Here is a 19,403-nt window from a genome sequence, read left to right as displayed (position 1 = left end):
CGAACTATGAACTATTCGATATTTGACCTGCTCAAGTTGCTCGGGTCGCTGGGATTCTTCCTTTTTGGTATGAAATTGATGAGTGAATCCCTTCAAAAAGTTGCCGGAGACCGCATGAGAGGAATTCTATCGGCAATGACCTCCAACCGCTTCAAAGGCATATTTACTGGTTTTCTAATTACTGCCATCATCCAATCGTCATCAGCGACAACGGTCATGCTTGTCAGTTTTGTCAATGCCGGGCTAGTCACTTTTGCCGAATCAATCGGGGTGATTATGGGCTCTAATATTGGGACTACCGTAACCGCCTGGCTCATTTCCATTCTGGGTTTTAAAGTTGAAATCAGCATGCTGGTTTTACCCTTAATTGGCTTGACCTTCCCACTACTTTTCTCAAAAAATACCACCCGGAATAACTGGGGAAGCGTGATCATCGGCTTTGCCATTATCTTTATCGGTCTTGACTTTTTAAATCACTCGACACCTGATATCAACAATAATCCGGAGATCTTACGTTTTCTAACAGACTTTTCAAATTATGGCTATTGGTCTGTTATCATCTTCCTGCTGATTGGGGTTCTGCTAACGATGTTAATCCAATCGTCCAGTGCGGTGATGGCTTTAACGCTGGTGATGTGCTTTAATGGCTGGATTGCCTTTGACATGGCAGCAGCCATGGTACTTGGTCAAAACATTGGAACAACCATTACCGCTAACCTGGCCGCATTAATCGCCAACACATCTGCCAAGCGAACAGCCACTGCACATTTATTCTTCAACATGATCGGTGTGTTGTTGATCTTACCCGTTTTTTTCCCGTTCCTCGACCTGATTAGTTCCATTACGGTAAGCAATGGGTTCGACTCCCCCATGGTTGCTGCAGGACAGACAAGTCAGCAAACGGCCGCTGCGATACCCATTGCGCTTTCTATTTTTCATACGATATTTAATCTGCTAAACACTTTTATTCTGATCTGGTTTGTTAAGCCATTGGAAAAGCTAATCGTCAAAATCGTCAAACAAAAAGAAGACGATGAAGAATTTCGCTTGCAGTTTATTAGCACAGGTCTTCTTTCGACCATTGATCTGTCCATCTTACAGGCTCGAAAAGAATTGATGGTCTATACCGAACGGGTTGAAAAAATGTTTCATCACACCCGGGAACTGATGAAAACCAATTCATCTAAAAAAATCACGCATTATCAGCACAAGATTAAGAAATATGAAGAGATCTCCGATCAGCTTGAAGTGGAAATAGCAGCTTATCTAACCGAAGTCTCCAAGCAGGAACTCAGTCATCAGTCGGCTGAGAATATCAACAAAATGTTGCAAATAACCACTCATATTGAAAGTATTGCCGACTCGTGCTACTCGATATCGAATGCGATAAGCCGAAAAACATCCGGCAAACTTCAATTTAATGAAGATATGTACGGCAATCTGCTCCAGTTTTCCGACCGAATATCGGAGCTCTTTTGCTTAATGATTGGCGTAGTCAGAGATGGACAGCTAGATATAAACTTCCATGAGTTCAGATCCTTAATGCAAAACATCAAAAAAGATCACGACAAGCTACAGCAGGAGCATTTTAAGAACCTGCGAAAAGGAGGCTACAAAACAAAGGTCGGCGTTATTTATGCCGACATCTATACCGAACTCTTAAAAATGGGGGTTCTGGCCGATGAAGTCGTCAGCCTATTGGTATCTCAGGAAAAACCGGTCATTGAAAAGATCTATTAGCATCAGCCCTATTTCCTGGCAAGCCTTCGCTTTTATAGCTCGAAGAGTCGACGACTGATTCCCCCGCAAGAATCAAAAAAAAAAAGCCGTTTCAGCAATTAATCCTGAAACGGCTTTTTAATAGATAATCAACCTTAAAATTTATCGTCACATTATAAATGAATCACTTCATCGTAAGCTGCCGCTGCCGCTTCCATAATTGCTTCACTCATAGTTGGGTGCGGATGGACGGTCTTGATCAGCTCATGCCCGGTAATTTCCAGTTTCTTGGCTACCACCATTTCAGCAATCATCTCTGTCACATTGCCTCCAATCATATGAGCACCTAACAGCTCACCATATTTGGCATCAAAAATAAGTTTAACGAACCCCTCTTTCTGACCGGCAGCACTGGCTTTTCCGCTGGCTGAATACGGGAATTTCCCAACTTTAATTTCGTACCCGGCATCTTTGGCTTTTTGCTCAGTCATTCCTACCGATGATACTTCCGGGCTGGTATAGGTACATCCGGGGATGTTTCCGTAATCCACCGGATCAGGATTTTTTCCGGCAATCTTTTCAACGCAGGTAATTCCCTCGGCTGACGCTACGTGAGCTAAGGCAGGACCATGTACGATGTCGCCAATGGCATAAACGCCTTCCACGTTGGTGCGGTAGAAATCATCAACTTTAATTTTCCCGTTTTCCACCTCAACACCGACTTCTTCCAGACCTATTTCCTCAATATTAGGAGCAATGCCCACAGCCGACAAAACGATTTCCGCTTCCAGCGTTTCTTCTCCTTTTTTGGTTTTCACCACCACTTTGCAGAGTTTCCCTTTCGTGTCAACCGACTCGACCGATGCATTGGTCATCACCTTCATTTTACTTTTCTTGAAGGAGCGCTCCAGCGTTTTTGCCACCTCTTCATCTTCGTTCGGAACTACCGTAGGCATATATTCTACCAAGCTTACTTTTGTGCCAATAGCATGGTAAAAGTTCGCAAACTCACTACCAATGGCACCCGAGCCAACCACGACCATCGATTCGGGTTGTTTATCCAAGGTCATGGCTTCGCGATAGCCAATAATCTTCTTGCCGTCCTGTGTCAAGTTCGGCAGCTGACGAGAGCGTGCTCCGGTAGCTAAAATAATATGTTTGGCCGAAACACTTGTTTTCTTCCCTTTTTCGTCTTCAACTTCAACGGTACCTTTGTCTTTCAACCGACCATATCCGTTGATAATTTCAATTTTATTCTTTTTAAACAGGAACTGAACACCCTTGCTCATTCCACCAGCCACCTCACGGCTACGTTTGACCATCGCCGGAAAATCAGCTTTTACTTCGCCAGAAATGCTGACGCCATAATCAGCGGCATGCTTGGCATATTCAAAAGCCTGCATACTTTTCAACAAGGATTTAGTCGGGATACATCCCCAGTTGAGACAGACGCCTCCAATATTTTCTTTTTCAACAACGCCTACCTTAAAACCGAGTTGAGCAGCCCGAATAGCAGCAACATAACCACCAGGACCACTTCCTATAACTAATACATCGTAACTCATAATAATTGATTAACTGAATTTGATTGATCGCTAAAAAAAACAGCTCAACGACCAAAATGTTTTCAAAATACGTGAATACAGTCAAACAGCCCGGAGTCCATCGGGCTATTTAAAAACCAGTCTCTATTAAAACAAAAAACCGGCGCTTTGGCCGGTTTCTGTTTTAGTTCAGCAATTCGTTTAATTTATCGTGCAAATCCTGCCCTCGCAGGTTTTTGGCAACAATTTTACCTTCCGGATCAATCAATACTGAATGAGGAATCGACTGAACCCCGTACAATTGAGCTGCCTCGTTTTGCCAGTATTTCAAATCGGAAACTTGCGTCCAAGCCAGTTGATCATCGTCAATAGCTTTTAGCCACGCATCTTTTTCCCGGTCGAGCGAAACGCCCAAGATATCAAAGCCTTTATCTTTAAAGCTATTGTATGCGCTCACCACATTGGGGTTCTCTTTGCGACAGGGACCACACCATGCTGCCCAGAAATCGACTAACAAGTATTTACCACGGAAAGAAGATAGGCTGACGGGATTTCCATCCACATCATTCATGGTAAACTCAGGCGCCTGAACACCAATCGCAGTCCGGCCTTTTTCAGCAACAAACTCTTTCAGTTGCTTGGTGTACACCGATGAATCCAACTCAGCCGGAAACAAATCAACTAACTCTTTCAACTCAGTATACTCCAACTGTTGAGCTAACTGTGTTAAAACGATGAATGGAGCAACCAGGGAATTACTGTGCTCCTTAACGAAGTTTTTGGCGTAAACCTGCATGTTATCATTGGCTGCCTCAGCGTCAATCCGAATCCGCTCAACTTCGTCCTGGTTTCCGGCAGCCATGGCAGCTGAATATTGCTGTTGGTATTCATTCATTTTTTCCTGCATTAGCTGAACTTCATCCAGGTACTCATTAAACATGTCCGTAATTGGCGATCCTATGATTTTCGTATTGCGCAAGCTGTCGATGTTAGCTTCCACGTTAATATTCTCATTTTCGAGAAAGAACTGAGCAAAATAATCACGCTCCCCTATCCTTAGGTAATGAAGCTCTGGTATATCAACCGCCCCTTCGAAGGAAAATTCGCCATTCACCAGATTGGCTGTATCGGTTGTAACTGGTCGTCCATTCTCTGCTTTCACAAGGAAAACAAGGGCAGAATCCAGCCCGGCAACCGTACCATTAAGCTGATATTTGGCTGAATTGCTCTGACAACCAGCAATAAAAAGTAACAGAAGAATAAATAAACCTAAATTTCTCATTGGTCATTTTTTTTTGATTGATAATAGTTTTTCAATAATTCAAGAGCCGCAACAAATGAACTCATCTCCTGCCCCAACACTTTCTTTTCAAAGCTTGCAGTCAGTTCTTTTAACGCGTTATTCTGGTAGAAATCAGACTTTAAGTGGTCATTAATCGTTTCGTACATCCAGAACTTGGATTGCTCATTTCGCTTGTGCTGAAAATAACCATTTTTTTTCACTAAACTGATATATTCCTGAATGGTCTCCCAAATTTTGTCAATTCCGATATGATGGAAAGCAGAACAAGTCAAGACTTTTGGCACCCAGCCTGACTCCGTTGGTGGAAACAAGTGCAAAGCATTTAAGTACTGCACGCGTGCCATTTCCGCTTTATCAATATTGTTTCCATCGGCTTTGTTGATGGTGATGACATCCGCCATTTCCATAATGCCTCTTTTGATACCCTGCAACTCATCGCCGGCTCCGGAGAGCATCAACAACAAGAAAAAGTCGACCATCGAATGCACCATCGTTTCACTTTGTCCGACCCCCACAGTCTCAATAAAAATGGTATCGAAACCAGCTGCTTCACAAAGCACAATTGTTTCGCGGGTTTTGCGGGCCACTCCTCCTAAAGAGCCAGCCGACGGGGAAGGACGAATGTATGCATTGGAATCGGACGAAAGTTCTTCCATCCGGGTTTTATCTCCCAAAATACTTCCTTTAGAACGCTCGCTGCTGGGATCGATAGCCAGAACAGCCAGTTTCCCACCCTGCCGGGTAATATGTTTCCCCATCGATTCGATAAAGGTACTTTTACCTACTCCCGGCACACCGGTAATACCAATGCGCAGCGACTTCCCGCTATAAGGTAAACATTGGGTAATAATTTCGCGGGCAACCTCCTGATGTTCCTTTTTGGAACTTTCGACCAAGGTAACCGCCTGGCTGAGAGTGGTAATATTGCCTGCTAAAATACCGTCAACATAGTCCGCTGCCGTTTTGATTTTTTTACGCTTACTCTTCAAAAAACGCTGAATAGAATCTTCGTTAAACGTTTCGGGTTGATCGATGCCTTTATTCACATTCAGCCCTTTATATTGTTTGTCGTTTTCGATATGGTTGTAATTTTTTTTTGTACTCATTTTGAGAAAATTTCTACGAAGGTAAAACTTAGGTTAACAACAAAAAAATAAGCCGCTCCAAAAAAAATGAAGCGGCTTTTAATTCTTCCTATTTTTTTGCTGTTACCCGGTGACCTTAATGTTACTTGAAACCCGCAATATCGTTGTTGGGTTTTTCGGGTCATTGGTTATCACAGTAATCGACTTGTTCTGACGTCCTCGTTTTCCTTTTGAGTTAAACTTCACTTTTAAAGGAACCACTTCATTTTTAGAAATGATTTTCTTCTCGGGTGTAACAGCGGTGCACCCACAGGAGGTTTTAACCCGACGGATAATTAAATCACGTTGTCCCTCATTCTTAATATTAAAGGTGTACTCCACTTCATCGCCCTGGTTAATATCGCCAAAGTCATGTGCTTTCTCGTTAAACGAAACCACCGGAGCACTGGCCAGCTCTTCTGCTGTCAGGCTTGAAAAATCTTCTTCAATAGTGGCAGACACACCTATCGAATTGCGGTAATTCGACTCTCCGTTAATATTTAGATAGATGCGGTGCATCATAAAACCGAAAGTATTCAATTGCTTAGCATCATAAGTCACCACAATTTTTCCTTTTCCCTTGGCTGGAATTGTTTCAGGAATTGCTTTTGCAGTCAGATGTCCGGGAGGTGTTTTAAACTCTACCCTTACCGACTCATCTGTGTCGTTAATCACTTCCAGCTCTTCCGTTTTCACTTCGTTCTCCGTAATCTTCACAAACGAAATATGATTGGTCTTGGCACGTAGCGGACCGATTTCCCGAGGATATAACTCAACGAGCGTTTTCTCTCGCTGCTCAACTGCTCCCTTAATTCTTAATATCGTATTTGCATTCTCAGCGTTGGATGTTACCGTGACGGTTTTGTTAAAAGGACCGGGTCTGTTACGAGGATTATAACTCACTTTTATAAATCCTTCTTGCCCCGGAGCTACGGGAGCCTTAGTCCACTGAGGAGTGGTGCATCCACAAGAGGCACGAACATTATTTAAAATGAGTGGTGATGCACCATTGTTCACAAACTTGAAATTATAGGTTTGTGAACCATCTTCTTCTTTAAACGTACCAAAATCATGCTCCTGTGTTTCAAAATCAATTTTAGCTTTTACTGTCTGTGCCACACTGGAAGTGCCTGCTACAAATGAGATTAGTACTAAAAAAGTGAAAAAATTCTTCATAACCAATTTTTTATATGAGGTGTTAATTTTCTGATCAAAGATAACAATCACGCGTGAACTACGCACAAACAAAGCTATAAAAGCTTCATCCCCATAGGTGTTAATGCATCACTAACTTTTGTTAATGAATTGTTAACACCGGGCAGCTTTCCTAAAGAATAAGTAGTTTCGTGGTTGTCAATTGAGTATATAGGTAAAATGGGAAGAAACACAATAAGATACGTTATTATTCTAGCCACATTTTCTGTTTTGGGAATTATCCTGATTCAATTCTTTTTCTTAAGGAATACCGTTAACCTGAATGAGAAGAAGTTTCACGAATCGACCACCAAGGCTTTAAATAGTGTAGCGCACAAATTGGTTTCCTACAACCAACAAGTTCATGGATCAAGTGCCAAAGTAAATTTACCCAATGCGGTAGATCAAATATCAAACAATTACTACGTTGTCAATGTAAACGAAGATATTCACCCGGGTTTATTGGAACATTTTCTGATCCAGGAATTCAAGAATCACAACCTAAACGTTGATTTTGAATACGCGATATACGATTGTGAAAACGAAAAGATGGTATACGGAAAATACCTTACGGAAAACAACGACTCAACAACCGCGAATTACCTCACGAGCAACCAATCAGATGAATGCCAAGCCGAAGAACGGCTGTTTGAAAAACACTATAAAACCCAAACAGCGAAGACCGAATGTGGCCTACCCATTTGTGAAAAGTACACTTATTACTTTGGCGTTTCCTTTCCCAACCGATCAAAATACTACAGCAGCCAGGTGCATGCATGGTATGTGGTCAATGGTTTTCTGCTCCTTGTTATTCTATTCTTCGGATACACCTTGTTTGTCATCTTCAAACAGCGCCGGCTAAGCGAAATTCAGAAAAACTTCATTAATAACCTCACCCACGAATTTCGAACGCCCATCGCCTCGATTGATCTTTCGTCCAAGGTTATTTCAGACCCGAAAATACTCGAGCACCCCAAACGACTGAAAAAATACACCTCAATCATTAGCGAACAAACCCTCCGCCTATCGGCCCAGGTGGACAAGGTTCTGCAAATGGCCAGCATCGAAAAACAAGGACTTAAGCTGGATTTAACGCTAGTTGATTTAAAACACTTTGTAGAAAAAAGCATTGCTGATTTTAAGACCAGCCAAAACGGCAATCAATACAGCATCAATTTCCATAGCGAAATGGAAGAAGTGAAGGTCAAAGCAGACACCTTGCATTTTTCGAATGTCATTTTCAATATTCTGGATAATGCGATCAAATATTGCGATGGAGTACCTCAGATAGAGGTAACAGTCCGTCAAACAAAAAAAGATATTCGCATACAATTCGCAGACAATGGAATTGGCATTCCCAAGGAATTTCGGAAAAAAATATTTGGCCGATTCTACCGAATTCCAACCGGGGATATTCACGATGTAAAAGGCTTTGGCCTGGGACTTGACTATGTCAACAAAATTATTTCTCGCCACCACTGGAAAATTGAAGTCTCTGATAATTCGGCAAAAGGAAGTATATTTACCATCATAATTCCAAAATAGAGGTCAGGACCTATTGCTTATTTTCCTGATCACCTGATGCTCAAGACGCTCAAAAATAGGAACAGGACATTAATTATTTCACAGAACTTGACTATGGAACTTACCGGAAAAAAAATTCTTTTGGTTGAAGATGATAAAACCCTCAACTTCATCATACGCGACAATATGGAGGAGGCTGGCTATGAAGTCAAAGCCGCCGAAAATGGACAGGATGCCTATGAGATTTTCACCAATAATTCGTTTGACCTATGCCTGCTGGACGTGATGCTTCCCAAGTTGGACGGGTTCTCACTAGCCAAAAAAATTCGTGAAAAGGATCAGTCCATTCCCATCCTGTTTTTAACAGCCAAGGCCATGACAGAAGATAAAATCAATGGGTTTACCATTGGCGGCGACGACTATATTACCAAGCCTTTCAGCATGGAAGAGCTGTTGCTTCGCATTAAGGTTTTCCTGAAACGTAGCCATACCGATGTACTTGAAGCTGAAGAGCTGAACAACTACCAGGTTGGACACTTCAATTTCCTGTTTGACAACCTAACCCTTCAATATGAAGATGAAAAACGCACCTTAACTTATAAGGAAGCCGAACTGTTGAAGTATTTCTGTGACCATGCCAATTCGGTGCTTAGCCGGTCGGATATCCTCAAAAATGTGTGGGGGTCTGATGATTATTATCTGGGTCGAAGCCTCGATGTATTTATCTCCCGCTTACGCAAGTACCTCAAGAGTGATTCCAACATTAAGATCATTAATTTGCACGGAATAGGCTTTCGGTTTAATGCGCCGGTTGAAAAACAATGACCAGACTTTTCGCTAAAAAAAGGATCGTCTGCCAACAAAAAATCCCGGCTAAAAAAGCAGGGATTTTAATTTATCTTAATCGTAAGTCCTTACATCAGTTCGTATTCATCACCAAACGAGACCCCCATTTTGCGAGCTTTCAGAATTAGTGGATTATCCGCTTCGACGAGACTCAGTTTTCCACCAACTTCTTCCAGAGGAACCGTTGTCAATAAATTATTTTTCACCGCGACCATGGAACCAAAATTTCCTTCGGCAATGCATTGGGCTGCAAACGAACCATAGCGGGTAGCCAGTATTCTGTCCATCGGGCTGGGACTTCCTCCACGCTGAACATAACCCAATACCGTTTCGCGGGTTTCTATGCCTGTAAACGTATGAATGGCCTCGCCAACATGCGCGGCTGCAGATACCTTTTTCGGATGCTCAATACCTTCCGCAACTACCACAATCGAATACGGTTTATTGCTTTGGTAACGTTGTTCTATTTTTTTACAAATCGAACGAATGTTATACTCCACTTCCGGAATCAGAACAATATCACCACCACCAGCCATTCCGGCATACAGAGCAATCCATCCGGCATGGTGTCCCATCACTTCAATAATCATCACCCGCTGATGCGAATTCGCAGTAGTATGTAGACGATCAATAGCTTCGGTGGCAATCTGCACAGCCGAATCAAAGCCAAAGGTAACATCCGTTCCCCAAACATCATTATCAATGGTTTTTGGAATACCAACAATATTCAAGCCTTCCTCCTGAAGCCGGGCAGCTGTTTTCATCGTTCCGTTGCCTCCGATACAAACAATCGCATCCAACCCTAATTCCTGATAGTGTTGCTTAATCAGCTCCGGCTTATCATTTTCTCCATCTTTTACTACCTTATACGGTTTCTCTCGCGAAGTTCCCAAAATGGTTCCTCCCAAAGTCAGAATGCCGGACAAATGTGACTCCTTAAGTTCAACAAAATCTTTTTCAATCAGACCCGAAAATCCAGCGGTAAATCCAATAACCTCCATTCCGTAATCGACAATCGCTGTTTTCCCAACTCCTCTAATGGCTGCATTTAGTCCCGGGCAATCTCCCCCGGCCGTCAAAATTCCAATTCGCTTTGGTTTTTCAGTACTCATACTATACTAATTTTGAAATTACCACGAGCTTGTGGCCAGTTAAAATATCAATCTAAATTACTAAAAGTAATTCGCTTTTTTTCAAAAAAAATCACTTTCATTAATCTTAATCTCTTGGATAGCCTGACCTACAGCCATGAATAGGGTTTCTGTCCGGTCGGATTCTAATTCTGCCCCCGAACATTAAAATGCCTCACAGGGGCTTCTTGCCTTCCCTCTTTTCACCCATTTTTGCCCCAACCATTATGCACAATTCTCACTATTGGAGCCTACTGTAAATACCCAAGTTTTTTATTAAATTCGTACCATCATTTTAAATTATCTCAAATTTAAATCGAAAACCTAAAAATTAATTACCTATGAGACGAGTCTATTTGCTACTGTTTGCCTCTGTTCTAGTATTTGTGACAGCCTGTAATTCAGGCACTAAAAAAACAGAAGATACAAAAGGAGAAAAATCGGCGAAAATGGAAGAGCCTGCAGCCGACAATACATTAACTGCCGCTGAAAAGGAAGCCGGATGGGTGCTTCTATTTGATGGAGAAACACCGGAAGGCTGGCGTGGAGTTAATAAAGACCATTTCCCTACGGGATGGCAAATTGCTGATGGGACCATGATGTGTAAAGGCTCTGGTGAAGGAGAAGCCGGTGCTGAAGATGGTGGAGACATCCTTTTCGACAAAAAATTCAAAAACTTCCAACTGAAATTGGATTGGAAAATTTCAGAAGGTGGAAACTCCGGTATTTTTTACTTGGGTGAAGAAGTTGAAGATTGGCCAATTTACAAAACTGCTCCTGAAATGCAGATTCTGGACAACGAGCGTCATCCAGACGCCATGTTGGGTAAAGATGGCAACCGCATGGCCGGATCGCTGTACGACATGATTCCTGCCAAGCCACAAAATGCCAAACCTGCTGGCGAATGGAATAGTGTTGAGATTATTTGCTATCAAGGAACAGTTGTACACAAACAGAATGGTGAAGTGGTTGTTGAATACCACTTGTGGACAGACGATTGGAATGAGATGGTTGCCAACAGTAAATTTCCTGGGTTGAACGAAAATTGGGCTGATGTTCCCAAAGAAGGTTTCATCGCTTTGCAAGACCATGGAAACGATGTTTGGTTCAAAAACATTAAAATCAAAGAAATGTAAAATCCGCTTTTTGCAAAGATATAAAAGGGTTGCCGTTGCAACCCTTTTTTGTTTTTCATACATTCATATCACGTTTACGTCATGAGGCGAAAACGCTGTTCATAATTAATTCTAACTTAGAACATCAACTATGAAAACCATAGGACTTGTTGGAGGAACCAGCTGGGTATCAACGCTGGAATATTATCGACTAATCAACCTTTTCATGAATGAAAAGAAAGGTGGCTTGAATGCGGCGCGCATCATCATCTATTCGCTCAACTTTGGCGAAATTGATGCCATGCGTCAAAAAAATGATCAGCTATCCATCATGCTCACGCTTAAACATGCAGCGCTCAAACTGGAAGGCAGTGGAGCCGATTGTCTCTTACTGGGAGCCAACACCATTCACCAATATGCCGAAGACATTCAGCAAGCCCTTCGTGTTCCTTTAATTCATATTGGAGAAGCCACTGCGACTAAAATCAGCCAGGCAGGCCATAAAAAAGTAGGCTTGCTTGGAACAAAGAAAACCATGGAGCTCGATTTTTACAAAGAAAAGCTGGCCGAACAATCCATCGAAACATTGGTTCCGGAAGAAGATGACCGAAACTTCATCCAAAACTGTATCCTAAATGAACTGGTAAACAATCAGTTTCTTCCGGAGAGCAAAAATGGGTTTCTCCAAATTATTCAAAATCTCAAAGAAAAGGGCGCCGAAGGCATTATCCTGGGATGCACGGAAATTCCTTTACTCATTCAACAAGAGGATTGTGACATTCCGCTGTTTAACACCACGGAGATTCACGCGCGGGCAGCTGTTGAATTTGCCATTTAAACAAACCGCCTATGCATTCTGATTACATTACCCGAGTTTCCTTTGAGATCATGAAGACGCGCTTTCTGGAAGTACTGACAGGCTTAAATTTTCCGGAAGAAAAGGCGGCTACATGTGCGGCCATTTTTGCAAACAATAGTTTGGATGGCGTCTACTCGCATGGCGTCAACCGCTTTCCACGTTTTGTGGAGTACATCAAAAAGGGTTACATCAAACCAGACTTGGAAGCGAAATGCCAAGCACAAGTTGGAGCAATAGAACAGTGGGACGGACAACTTGCGCCGGGACCAAGCAACGCAGTGCAAGCTACCGAACGCGCCATGAAGCTAGCCCAAACAAACGGGATAGGACTCGTTGCGCTGGCAAACACCAACCACTGGATGCGCGGGGGAACATACGGCTGGCAGGCTGCGCGCAAAGGCTTTGCCTTTATGGGGTGGACCAATACCATCGCCAACCTGCCGGCTTGGGGAGCCCGCGAATGCAAGCTCGGCAACAATCCGCTGGTACTTGCCCTTCCTTACCAGAGCGAAGCGATAGTTCTGGACATGGCCATGTCGCAATTCTCTTACGGAAAGATGGAAGATAGTCGGCAGCTGAATGATGAATTGCCTTTCCCTGGTGGCTTCAACCGACAAAACCAACTCAGTACCAATCCGAAAGAAATTTTGGAATCGCGCCGCCCCCTACCCATCGGCTACTGGAAAGGCGCTGGTTTATCGCTGCTACTGGACTTGATGGCAACCATGCTTTCTGCAGGTTTATCCACATCAGCACTTACCAAACAAAACAAGGATGAATATGGAGTATCCCAGATTTTCATTGCCATCGACCTCAAACAATTGCCTAACTTCCCAGCGATGGAACAAATGTTGCAGACCGTCTTGGATGACTTTCTTTCAGCTGAACAAGTCATGCCTCAAGGATCTTTGCGCTATCCGGGACAGCGGGTTATTCAAACGCGTGAAGAAAACCGCAGACTGGGCATTCCGGTATACGCTGACATTTGGCAACAAATTCTTGCCTTATAATAAGCCAGGAAACAACAGCAGACAAAAAAAAGAAGCCCGGAGCATTTTCTGTCCGGGCCTGAATTTTATCGTTTAAACTGAAGACCAATCCATTTATTCGTATTGCTGAATAATGGTGCCTACCATGCGCAGTAAAGCGGTATGGGTATCAATAAAATTGTATATCGCTTGCAGTTCCTGCAACGAAGCATTCAGGTAAATCAACTGTACATCGCGAAAGTTAAAGGAGTTGATCGAGCCGCTATCAAACTTTTCACGGGCAATCTGAAAATTCAGTTTGGCTGCTTCCATATTTTCCCGGGCCACCGTAAGCAACTCCTGCCGAACCAAATAAAACTCATACAAGTTCGCCAGCTTATTATCCAGCTCATGCTTCATTTGTTCCAACTCAACCAAGCCGTTTTCCTCTTCCAGCTTAGCAATTTGAAGTGCCCTTTTCCGATTTCCTCCGCTAAACAAATTGTAGCTTAGTGTGAAGTTACCGTACATATTATTGACGTTACTCCATGAAATACCAGAGTTTTCATAGTCGTTCCCCGTTCGGGTGTGTGCAGCGCCTCCCGAAAATGAAAGTGTTGGGTAATACGAACTTTTAGCCGACAGAATCGCATTCTCAAGCAAATTCTGACTGATGTATTGATTTTTAAGACTTTTATTGTTGCCCATCATCTGGGTCTGCAAATCAGCCAACTCATAATTTACCGGAATAGCTTCAAATTCGTCGTTCAACTGATAAGTGTCCCCGCTATCATCAGCCATTAAAAATGCCAAATCGCGCAAGGCATTCTTGTAAAACACCTGCTGCGACAAGTAGCTTGTTTTATCGGCCAGATAAGCATTTTGAGCCTGTAGCACATCAAATGTCACAGCCGAGCCAAAATCCTTTCGCTGCTGAGCCCGACGATAACGATCTTCGGATAGCAGCATCACTTCGTTTAACACGTCGAGCCGCTCCTTTTCCAGTAAGGCAGCATAGTAGGCCAATACGACCGACTGGATGGTTCCTTCAACCATGATCGCCGTATTTTGCTTCGACAGCTCTTCCAACTCAACAAACCGTTGCTTGCTGATCTTCACCGCGAAGCCATCAAAAAGCGTCCAATTCAGATTCACCCCTCCCGAAAACCGGTTCTGAATATAGTCCTCGTTGGCATTATCATTCAGGGCATAATCAGCCCCTAACGACACCCCCACATAAGGATACCGGCCTGCTGCACCCCAGCTATTATTGATGGCTGCAATCTGCTCTCTCTGTTTGACTAATGTGATATCATAATTATTTTCAAGCGACCGGCTAATGGCATCTTCCAGACTTAACACCGGTTGAGCCTGTAAACTAAAGCTTGCCAAAACAAGCAACAAGAAGATCTTCATTCGTTTCATAAACACCTTTTTATTATTTAGTAAAGCTTGATGTGAGCTTTTAGTTTGACTTTTTCTCATTTCGTCCATTCTCATTTTCAAGCTTTCTTAAACTGTGCAGATAAGCTATCTCAACTTCTTCGGGTTTAAATTTACGTCCATGCCACAGCTGCCGGGCAACACGCCTAACATCATTCAAAATCATAATCAGAGCCGGGAAGAACAAAAGGATAAACAAGGTTCCGAACGCTACCCCATACACCAGCGAAATAGCCATTGGAATCAGGAACTGAGCTTGAAAACTCTTTTCTAAAACTAAAGGAAATAAGCCAAATGACGTCGTCAAAGTCGTTAGAATAATCGGGCGAAGGCGATTCTTCCCTGCTTCTACAATAGATTCCCTTACCTTCCCTCCTGCCTCAATAAGCGAATTGTATTTTGCCAGAAACACGACAGAGTCGTTGACAATTACTCCGGTAAGGGCAACAATTCCCCACAAGCTCAATATGGAGACCGGTTTCCCATGAATTCCATGCCCCCAGATGGAGCCCAGCACCGCCAAAGGTATCATAATCAGAATCAACAGTGGCTGTTCGAACGACTTGAAGTTGATCATCAAAATAAAGACAATCATCAAAAAGGCCAGCGGAAAATAAATGACCATATCCGACATGTTTCGCTGACTTTCTTTTTGCTGCCCTTGGTATTCAACACTAATACCGGCATGTAAGGCAAGCAATTCCGGCATAACACTCTGCTCAATTTGCTCCAGAATTTCGGTTACCGAAGCATCCGGATCGACCAGCTCGGCACTAACCCGAATTTCGCGCCGTCCGTTGAAGCGCTGAATATTGACCGGCCCCCGCTCCAGATTATAATCGACCAGCTCGGCCAACGGATAATCGCCGGCAACCGTTTTTATTTTCATCCGCTCCATCTGCCCCAGAGTCGTCCGGTCCTCGCGGGGATAACGCACCCATATGCGCAACTCATCGCGTCCTTCCTGAATACGCTGCGCCTGGCCACCATAAAACCCTTGCCGCACTTGACTGGCAATGGAAGCCTCTGTCAGGCCAAGCATGTAAGCAATCGGCTTCAGCTTCAGTCGAACCTCCTGTTTTCCCAGCGCATTGTTGTCAACCACATCTTTCAACTGCGGCATCTCCTCAAGCTTACTCATCAGAAAATCGCGCCCCGATTTTAGCTCCTCAATATTCCGGGAGAGCAAGCTGATGGAAACAGGATCGCCAAAACGTCCGCGTGCGCCAATAGTAAATTTCTCTGCCTCCAGCACCGGTCCAACTTTCTTATTCACCCGGTTAATTATTTCATAGGTACTGATGCCGGTTTCTTCTGAGTTCCGAGGAAAAACATTGATATTACCAGCGTGTGCCCCGGTTTCCTGCCCATCAAAAGCACTACCCATATTCACAAAAGCATTATCGATAATGTCAACCGTATCGTTGTACTCCTTTTTCAAATCATCATTCACCTCCCACACGGCTTGCTCAAATCGGGTCAGGTAAGTCATCGTCTGCGCTTCTCCCTGCCCTGGTGTAAAGGCAATATTAATGTTGAATGAATCGAATTCCATGCGAGGAAAGAAGGTGGTTTTAATAATTTGTCCCCCAAGCAATCCGGCTGTAATCAGCACCATAGCCAGCGGCACACCAACCACTAAGTAACGCCATTGCACAATCAATTTCAACACCCGATCGTAGGCATAATTGCGCAACCAGTTAAACATTCTCTCGGAGTATTTTCTGAATCCCTTCTTACGGGCATTCATTGTTCGTTCGCTAAGCACATGCTCATTCCCCAAGTGAGCCGGCAGTACCAGGAAAGCTTCGAAAAGCGAAAAGAACAAGCTGGCACACACGATGAAAGCCATTTCATGCATCATCTCCATTCTTCCGGTAATAAAGAACAAAGGAGAGAACGCAATAATGGTTGTGGTAACCGATGTGACCACTGCAGGAATTACCTCCACCGTACCATCAATAGCGGCCCGCATCGGGCTTTTGCCCATCTCGAAATGCTGGAAAATATTTTCGCCGATCACAATTCCGTCATCCACCAAAATACCGATGACCAAGATCATTCCAAAAAGAGAAATCATATTGATGGTTACCCCCATCAGGTTGGCTACAATAAACATGGCCAGGAAAGAAGCCGGTATTCCCCAGGCCACCCAAAGGGCCAGTCGGGTACTCAGCATGAATGCCAGTGCTAAGACCACTAGCACCAAGCCCTGCAAACCATTGGTGTATAGTAAATCCAGTCGGCTGTGTAGCAACTCAAGGAACGAAAATGTCACCCCCACTTCTACTCCGGGATGCTTGGCATTAAATTCCTCAATGTATTGATGCACATACTCATCAATATCTTCCAGGTCCTCTACTATTAATTTTGAAATGCTGATGGTTACCACAGGTTTTCCCTTACGCAAGCTCTTGGTTGGCACATCAGCAAACTTCTTTTTCACCTCGGCTACATCGCGAATGCGAATGAGGCTGCCATCCATATTTGCCCGCAAGACAATATCTCCAATTTTGTTAGGATCAGGACTTCGCGAACGCAGACGGATAATTAATTCTTCCTGCATGGAGCGAATCTCTCCTCCGGAAATATCGCGGTTGTTTTGCGAAATGGCGTTTTCCAGATCGCTAAAAGTGATACCATAGCGAAGCAGATCGTGCTCTGCCGCTTCCACCGAAATCTCCAGCTGCGGAAATCCATAAATATCAACCTGACTCACTTTGCCCGATGCCAGCAATTCTTCTTCCACCTGCTGGGCATATTCTTTGAGGGTCATTAAATCGACATCACCACTCATGCGCAAAAACAAAGCACGCGAAGTCGTACGTTGTTTGAAAACAATGGGACGCTCAGCAGCCGAGGGAAAGGAGGAAATTCCGTCCACCGCATTTTTCACCTCTATCAAAGTTTCATCAATATCGATATCGCCTGTCACTTCAATTTGCACCCTTGCCGAATTTTCCGAAGAAGTAGAGGTGATCTCATAAATTCCAGGAATTCCTCTCACGGCTTCCTCAATCCGCGAGGTAACCCCCTCTTCCATTTCAACTGGAGAAGCTCCCGGGTAAAAAACCGACACATAGATATTTCTCGAAGGTCTTTCCGGAAAGAAAGACTTTTTCATGGTGTACATGCTTAACCCACCAATAACCAGCAGAAAAACCAGAATAAGGTTGGCATAGAACGGAAATCGTACAAAAATCTCAACTGCCTTTCTCATCGTCTTTCTTTTCCTTTGGTGTATTTCCACTGGTCTGGGCGTCCAGAATTTCAACCGGCGTGCGCTCTTTCACATTGATCAATGCCTCCTGAACCACATAAGTGCCCTCTTCTAAGCCATCAAAAATCAAGCTAGAGGTATTGACTTTAATAATATTGATTTGCTGTTTCTGCAGGTAGCCATTAACAACCGTGAACACGGTATTGGTATTAAACACAGCACTGCGGGGAATCTCCATAGCATCTTCAATCAGGTAACCCGGGAACTCAACCGACAAATACTCACCGGCCAACAATTCGGCTCCTGCCTGGGGATCCACTTTGATAAAAACACTGCGCGACTGCGAATTCTGATCGACAAAGGCGGCTTTACGAATAACCGTGCCGTGCAAATTTCCATGTTGCCCCTTAATCACATTCACCCGATCGCCCAACTTAATCCATTTCGAAAATTCGTTTTCAACTGGAACTTCCAATTCCAGCATATCGGTACGAATCATTTTTGCAATCTGTCCTCCGGTATTCACATAAGCTCCAACTTCCTGCATCACCTGCGTAAAAGTGCCATCAAACGGGGCGTGCATGGAGTGCCGCTCCAAGCGTTTTTCATCCTGACGGATACTGTAGTAATCATTCAATATTCCCTGGCTAGCCAAGAAAATCTTCAATTTTTCATTATCGTATTTCGGAAGCTCCGGAAATTGCACATTCAAATCGATCTGGTTGAAGAAGTCCAGAAAAGCCTGATAACTGTCGGGAAAGTCAATTTTGAGATCAGGCAAAATATTGGTCAGGCTTTTTAGGAAAACACTTTTCTTACTTTTTAAAGCCAATTCCATCTCATCTTTATAAATGCTCGCCAGATGTTGTCCTTTTTTAAACGATGTCCCTTTTTTCAAGCTCACCGATCCGGCTTCTATTTTTCCGGCAGCTTCAGCTACCAACAGAACATCATTTCCAGAAATCACTCTTCCCTGAGCCGTGACACCCGATAGAACATCCTGATAAACGACCTGCTCGGCAGACACATAGCGTTTCACTTCGACTGGCGGACCTTGTTTGGGTTCCGGCTTCATCGAGATAAAAAGTCTTGACAAAGCCGCCGATCCTCCCAAAAGGACAATCAGGGCAATGACAACAAACGTAATTTTTCTCCAATTCATGCGATTTTATTGATAGGTTAAATAAGTACTAGTTAGACAGAGAATCTATTTTGACCCTCGGTCAGAAAATTTCCATTTCATAATCTTCAAAAGAACAAGCAAATAGCATCAAAAGCAAAGCTCAAACAAGCATATTTGATAGTTAACGCTAGGCATTTAGCTCAAAAGTGGACCAAATCAGCTGCAAAATATAAAATCATGATTTAAAGTCTGCTCTTAAAAAGCACTTTATTTGCAAAATCCGCTCACTCT

14 protein-coding genes are annotated in these 19,403 nt (G+C 43.5%); 6 read left to right on the top strand and 8 right to left on the bottom strand.

The window, feature by feature from the left end:
* The first annotated feature begins 6 nt into the window (after positions 1 to 6).
* Positions 7 to 1,740 carry a Na/Pi cotransporter family protein gene (locus ACUNWA_RS14025; RefSeq protein ID WP_445592555.1) on the top strand — a complete coding sequence of 578 codons (1,734 nt, stop codon included), beginning with the start codon at positions 7 to 9 and terminating at the stop codon, positions 1,738 to 1,740.
* 152 nt (positions 1,741 to 1,892) lie between these two features.
* Here the strand turns inward: ACUNWA_RS14025 and lpdA are convergent, their stop codons facing one another.
* The 4 genes from lpdA to ACUNWA_RS14005 form a co-directional block, all read right to left on the bottom strand.
* The gene (lpdA, locus tag ACUNWA_RS14020; RefSeq protein ID WP_445592554.1) at positions 1,893 to 3,284 is read right to left on the bottom strand and encodes a dihydrolipoyl dehydrogenase; all 1,392 of its coding nucleotides are present in this window, start codon (positions 3,282 to 3,284) and stop codon (positions 1,893 to 1,895) included.
* Positions 3,285 to 3,447: 163 nt separating this feature from the next.
* Positions 3,448 to 4,545 (bottom strand): redoxin domain-containing protein, encoded by a 1,098-nt coding sequence (locus ACUNWA_RS14015; protein WP_445592553.1) that lies wholly within the window; start codon positions 4,543 to 4,545, stop codon positions 3,448 to 3,450.
* Positions 4,542 to 5,672 (bottom strand): methylmalonyl Co-A mutase-associated GTPase MeaB, encoded by a 1,131-nt coding sequence (gene meaB / locus ACUNWA_RS14010; protein ID WP_445592552.1) that lies wholly within the window; start codon positions 5,670 to 5,672, stop codon positions 4,542 to 4,544. The genes ACUNWA_RS14015 and meaB overlap by 4 nt, the downstream gene beginning before the upstream one ends.
* A gap of 102 nt (positions 5,673 to 5,774) precedes the next feature.
* Positions 5,775 to 6,866: a DUF1573 domain-containing protein gene (locus ACUNWA_RS14005; protein ID WP_445592551.1), complete on the bottom strand. Its 1,092-nt coding sequence runs from the start codon at positions 6,864 to 6,866 to the stop codon at positions 5,775 to 5,777.
* Positions 6,867 to 7,064: 198 nt separating this feature from the next.
* Here ACUNWA_RS14005 and ACUNWA_RS14000 point away from each other — a divergent pair, with 198 nt between their 5' ends.
* Together ACUNWA_RS14000 and ACUNWA_RS13995 are read left to right on the top strand one after the other, a co-directional pair.
* Positions 7,065 to 8,429 (top strand): sensor histidine kinase, encoded by a 1,365-nt coding sequence (locus ACUNWA_RS14000; protein WP_445592550.1) that lies wholly within the window; start codon positions 7,065 to 7,067, stop codon positions 8,427 to 8,429.
* A 93-nt stretch (positions 8,430 to 8,522) separates the two neighbouring features.
* Complete coding sequence (locus ACUNWA_RS13995; protein WP_445592549.1) at positions 8,523 to 9,233, top strand: response regulator transcription factor; 711 nt, start codon at positions 8,523 to 8,525, stop codon at positions 9,231 to 9,233.
* Positions 9,234 to 9,322: 89 nt separating this feature from the next.
* On the opposite strand, the gene ACUNWA_RS13990 is transcribed toward ACUNWA_RS13995, so the two are convergent.
* A complete protein-coding gene (locus ACUNWA_RS13990) occupies positions 9,323 to 10,366 on the bottom strand; it encodes an ATP-dependent 6-phosphofructokinase (protein ID WP_445592548.1) in 1,044 nt (347 codons plus the stop codon).
* A gap of 359 nt (positions 10,367 to 10,725) precedes the next feature.
* On the opposite strand from ACUNWA_RS13990, the gene ACUNWA_RS13985 reads away from it, so the two are divergent.
* The 3 genes from ACUNWA_RS13985 (at position 10,726) to yiaK (ending at position 13,368) form a co-directional block, all read left to right on the top strand.
* Positions 10,726 to 11,520, top strand: coding sequence for a 3-keto-disaccharide hydrolase (locus ACUNWA_RS13985; RefSeq protein ID WP_445592547.1), 795 nt, complete (start codon positions 10,726 to 10,728; stop codon positions 11,518 to 11,520).
* Between the two features lie 130 nt (positions 11,521 to 11,650).
* Entirely contained in the window at positions 11,651 to 12,337 is a 687-nt protein-coding gene (locus ACUNWA_RS13980) for an aspartate/glutamate racemase family protein (protein ID WP_445592546.1), read from the top strand.
* 11 nt (positions 12,338 to 12,348) lie between these two features.
* Positions 12,349 to 13,368, top strand: coding sequence for a 3-dehydro-L-gulonate 2-dehydrogenase (gene yiaK, locus ACUNWA_RS13975; protein ID WP_445592545.1), 1,020 nt, complete (start codon positions 12,349 to 12,351; stop codon positions 13,366 to 13,368).
* A gap of 93 nt (positions 13,369 to 13,461) precedes the next feature.
* On the opposite strand, the gene ACUNWA_RS13970 is transcribed toward yiaK, so the two are convergent.
* Genes ACUNWA_RS13970 through ACUNWA_RS13960 form a run of 3 tightly spaced genes read right to left on the bottom strand, consistent with a single transcriptional unit; the run spans position 13,462 to position 19,151 of the window.
* Positions 13,462 to 14,751: a TolC family protein gene (locus ACUNWA_RS13970; RefSeq protein ID WP_445592544.1), complete on the bottom strand. Its 1,290-nt coding sequence runs from the start codon at positions 14,749 to 14,751 to the stop codon at positions 13,462 to 13,464.
* Positions 14,752 to 14,791: 40 nt separating this feature from the next.
* Positions 14,792 to 17,989, bottom strand: a complete 3,198-nt coding sequence (locus ACUNWA_RS13965) for an efflux RND transporter permease subunit (protein ID WP_445592543.1) — start codon at positions 17,987 to 17,989, stop codon at positions 14,792 to 14,794.
* Entirely contained in the window at positions 17,973 to 19,151 is a 1,179-nt protein-coding gene (locus ACUNWA_RS13960; protein WP_445592542.1) for an efflux RND transporter periplasmic adaptor subunit, read from the bottom strand. The genes ACUNWA_RS13965 and ACUNWA_RS13960 overlap by 17 nt, the downstream gene beginning before the upstream one ends.
* Between the last annotated feature and the right edge of the window lie 252 nt (positions 19,152 to 19,403).

This window comes from Sunxiuqinia sp. sy24 (genome assembly GCF_052677165.1).
Note: the sequence above shows the minus strand (reverse complement) of the source record. Positions and strands in the feature narration are given on the sequence as shown.

Coding starts and splice junctions, on each gene's coding strand:
- ACUNWA_RS14025 (WP_445592555.1), top strand. CDS start 7: ATGAACTATTCGATATTTGACCTGCTCAAGTTGCTCGGGTCGCTGGGA.
- lpdA (WP_445592554.1), bottom strand. CDS start 3,284: ATGAGTTACGATGTATTAGTTATAGGAAGTGGTCCTGGTGGTTATGTT.
- ACUNWA_RS14015 (WP_445592553.1), bottom strand. CDS start 4,545: ATGAGAAATTTAGGTTTATTTATTCTTCTGTTACTTTTTATTGCTGGT.
- meaB (WP_445592552.1), bottom strand. CDS start 5,672: ATGAGTACAAAAAAAAATTACAACCATATCGAAAACGACAAACAATAT.
- ACUNWA_RS14005 (WP_445592551.1), bottom strand. CDS start 6,866: ATGAAGAATTTTTTCACTTTTTTAGTACTAATCTCATTTGTAGCAGGC.
- ACUNWA_RS14000 (WP_445592550.1), top strand. CDS start 7,065: ATGGGAAGAAACACAATAAGATACGTTATTATTCTAGCCACATTTTCT.
- ACUNWA_RS13995 (WP_445592549.1), top strand. CDS start 8,523: ATGGAACTTACCGGAAAAAAAATTCTTTTGGTTGAAGATGATAAAACC.
- ACUNWA_RS13990 (WP_445592548.1), bottom strand. CDS start 10,366: ATGAGTACTGAAAAACCAAAGCGAATTGGAATTTTGACGGCCGGGGGA.
- ACUNWA_RS13985 (WP_445592547.1), top strand. CDS start 10,726: ATGAGACGAGTCTATTTGCTACTGTTTGCCTCTGTTCTAGTATTTGTG.
- ACUNWA_RS13980 (WP_445592546.1), top strand. CDS start 11,651: ATGAAAACCATAGGACTTGTTGGAGGAACCAGCTGGGTATCAACGCTG.
- yiaK (WP_445592545.1), top strand. CDS start 12,349: ATGCATTCTGATTACATTACCCGAGTTTCCTTTGAGATCATGAAGACG.
- ACUNWA_RS13970 (WP_445592544.1), bottom strand. CDS start 14,751: ATGAAACGAATGAAGATCTTCTTGTTGCTTGTTTTGGCAAGCTTTAGT.
- ACUNWA_RS13965 (WP_445592543.1), bottom strand. CDS start 17,989: ATGAGAAAGGCAGTTGAGATTTTTGTACGATTTCCGTTCTATGCCAAC.
- ACUNWA_RS13960 (WP_445592542.1), bottom strand. CDS start 19,151: ATGAATTGGAGAAAAATTACGTTTGTTGTCATTGCCCTGATTGTCCTT.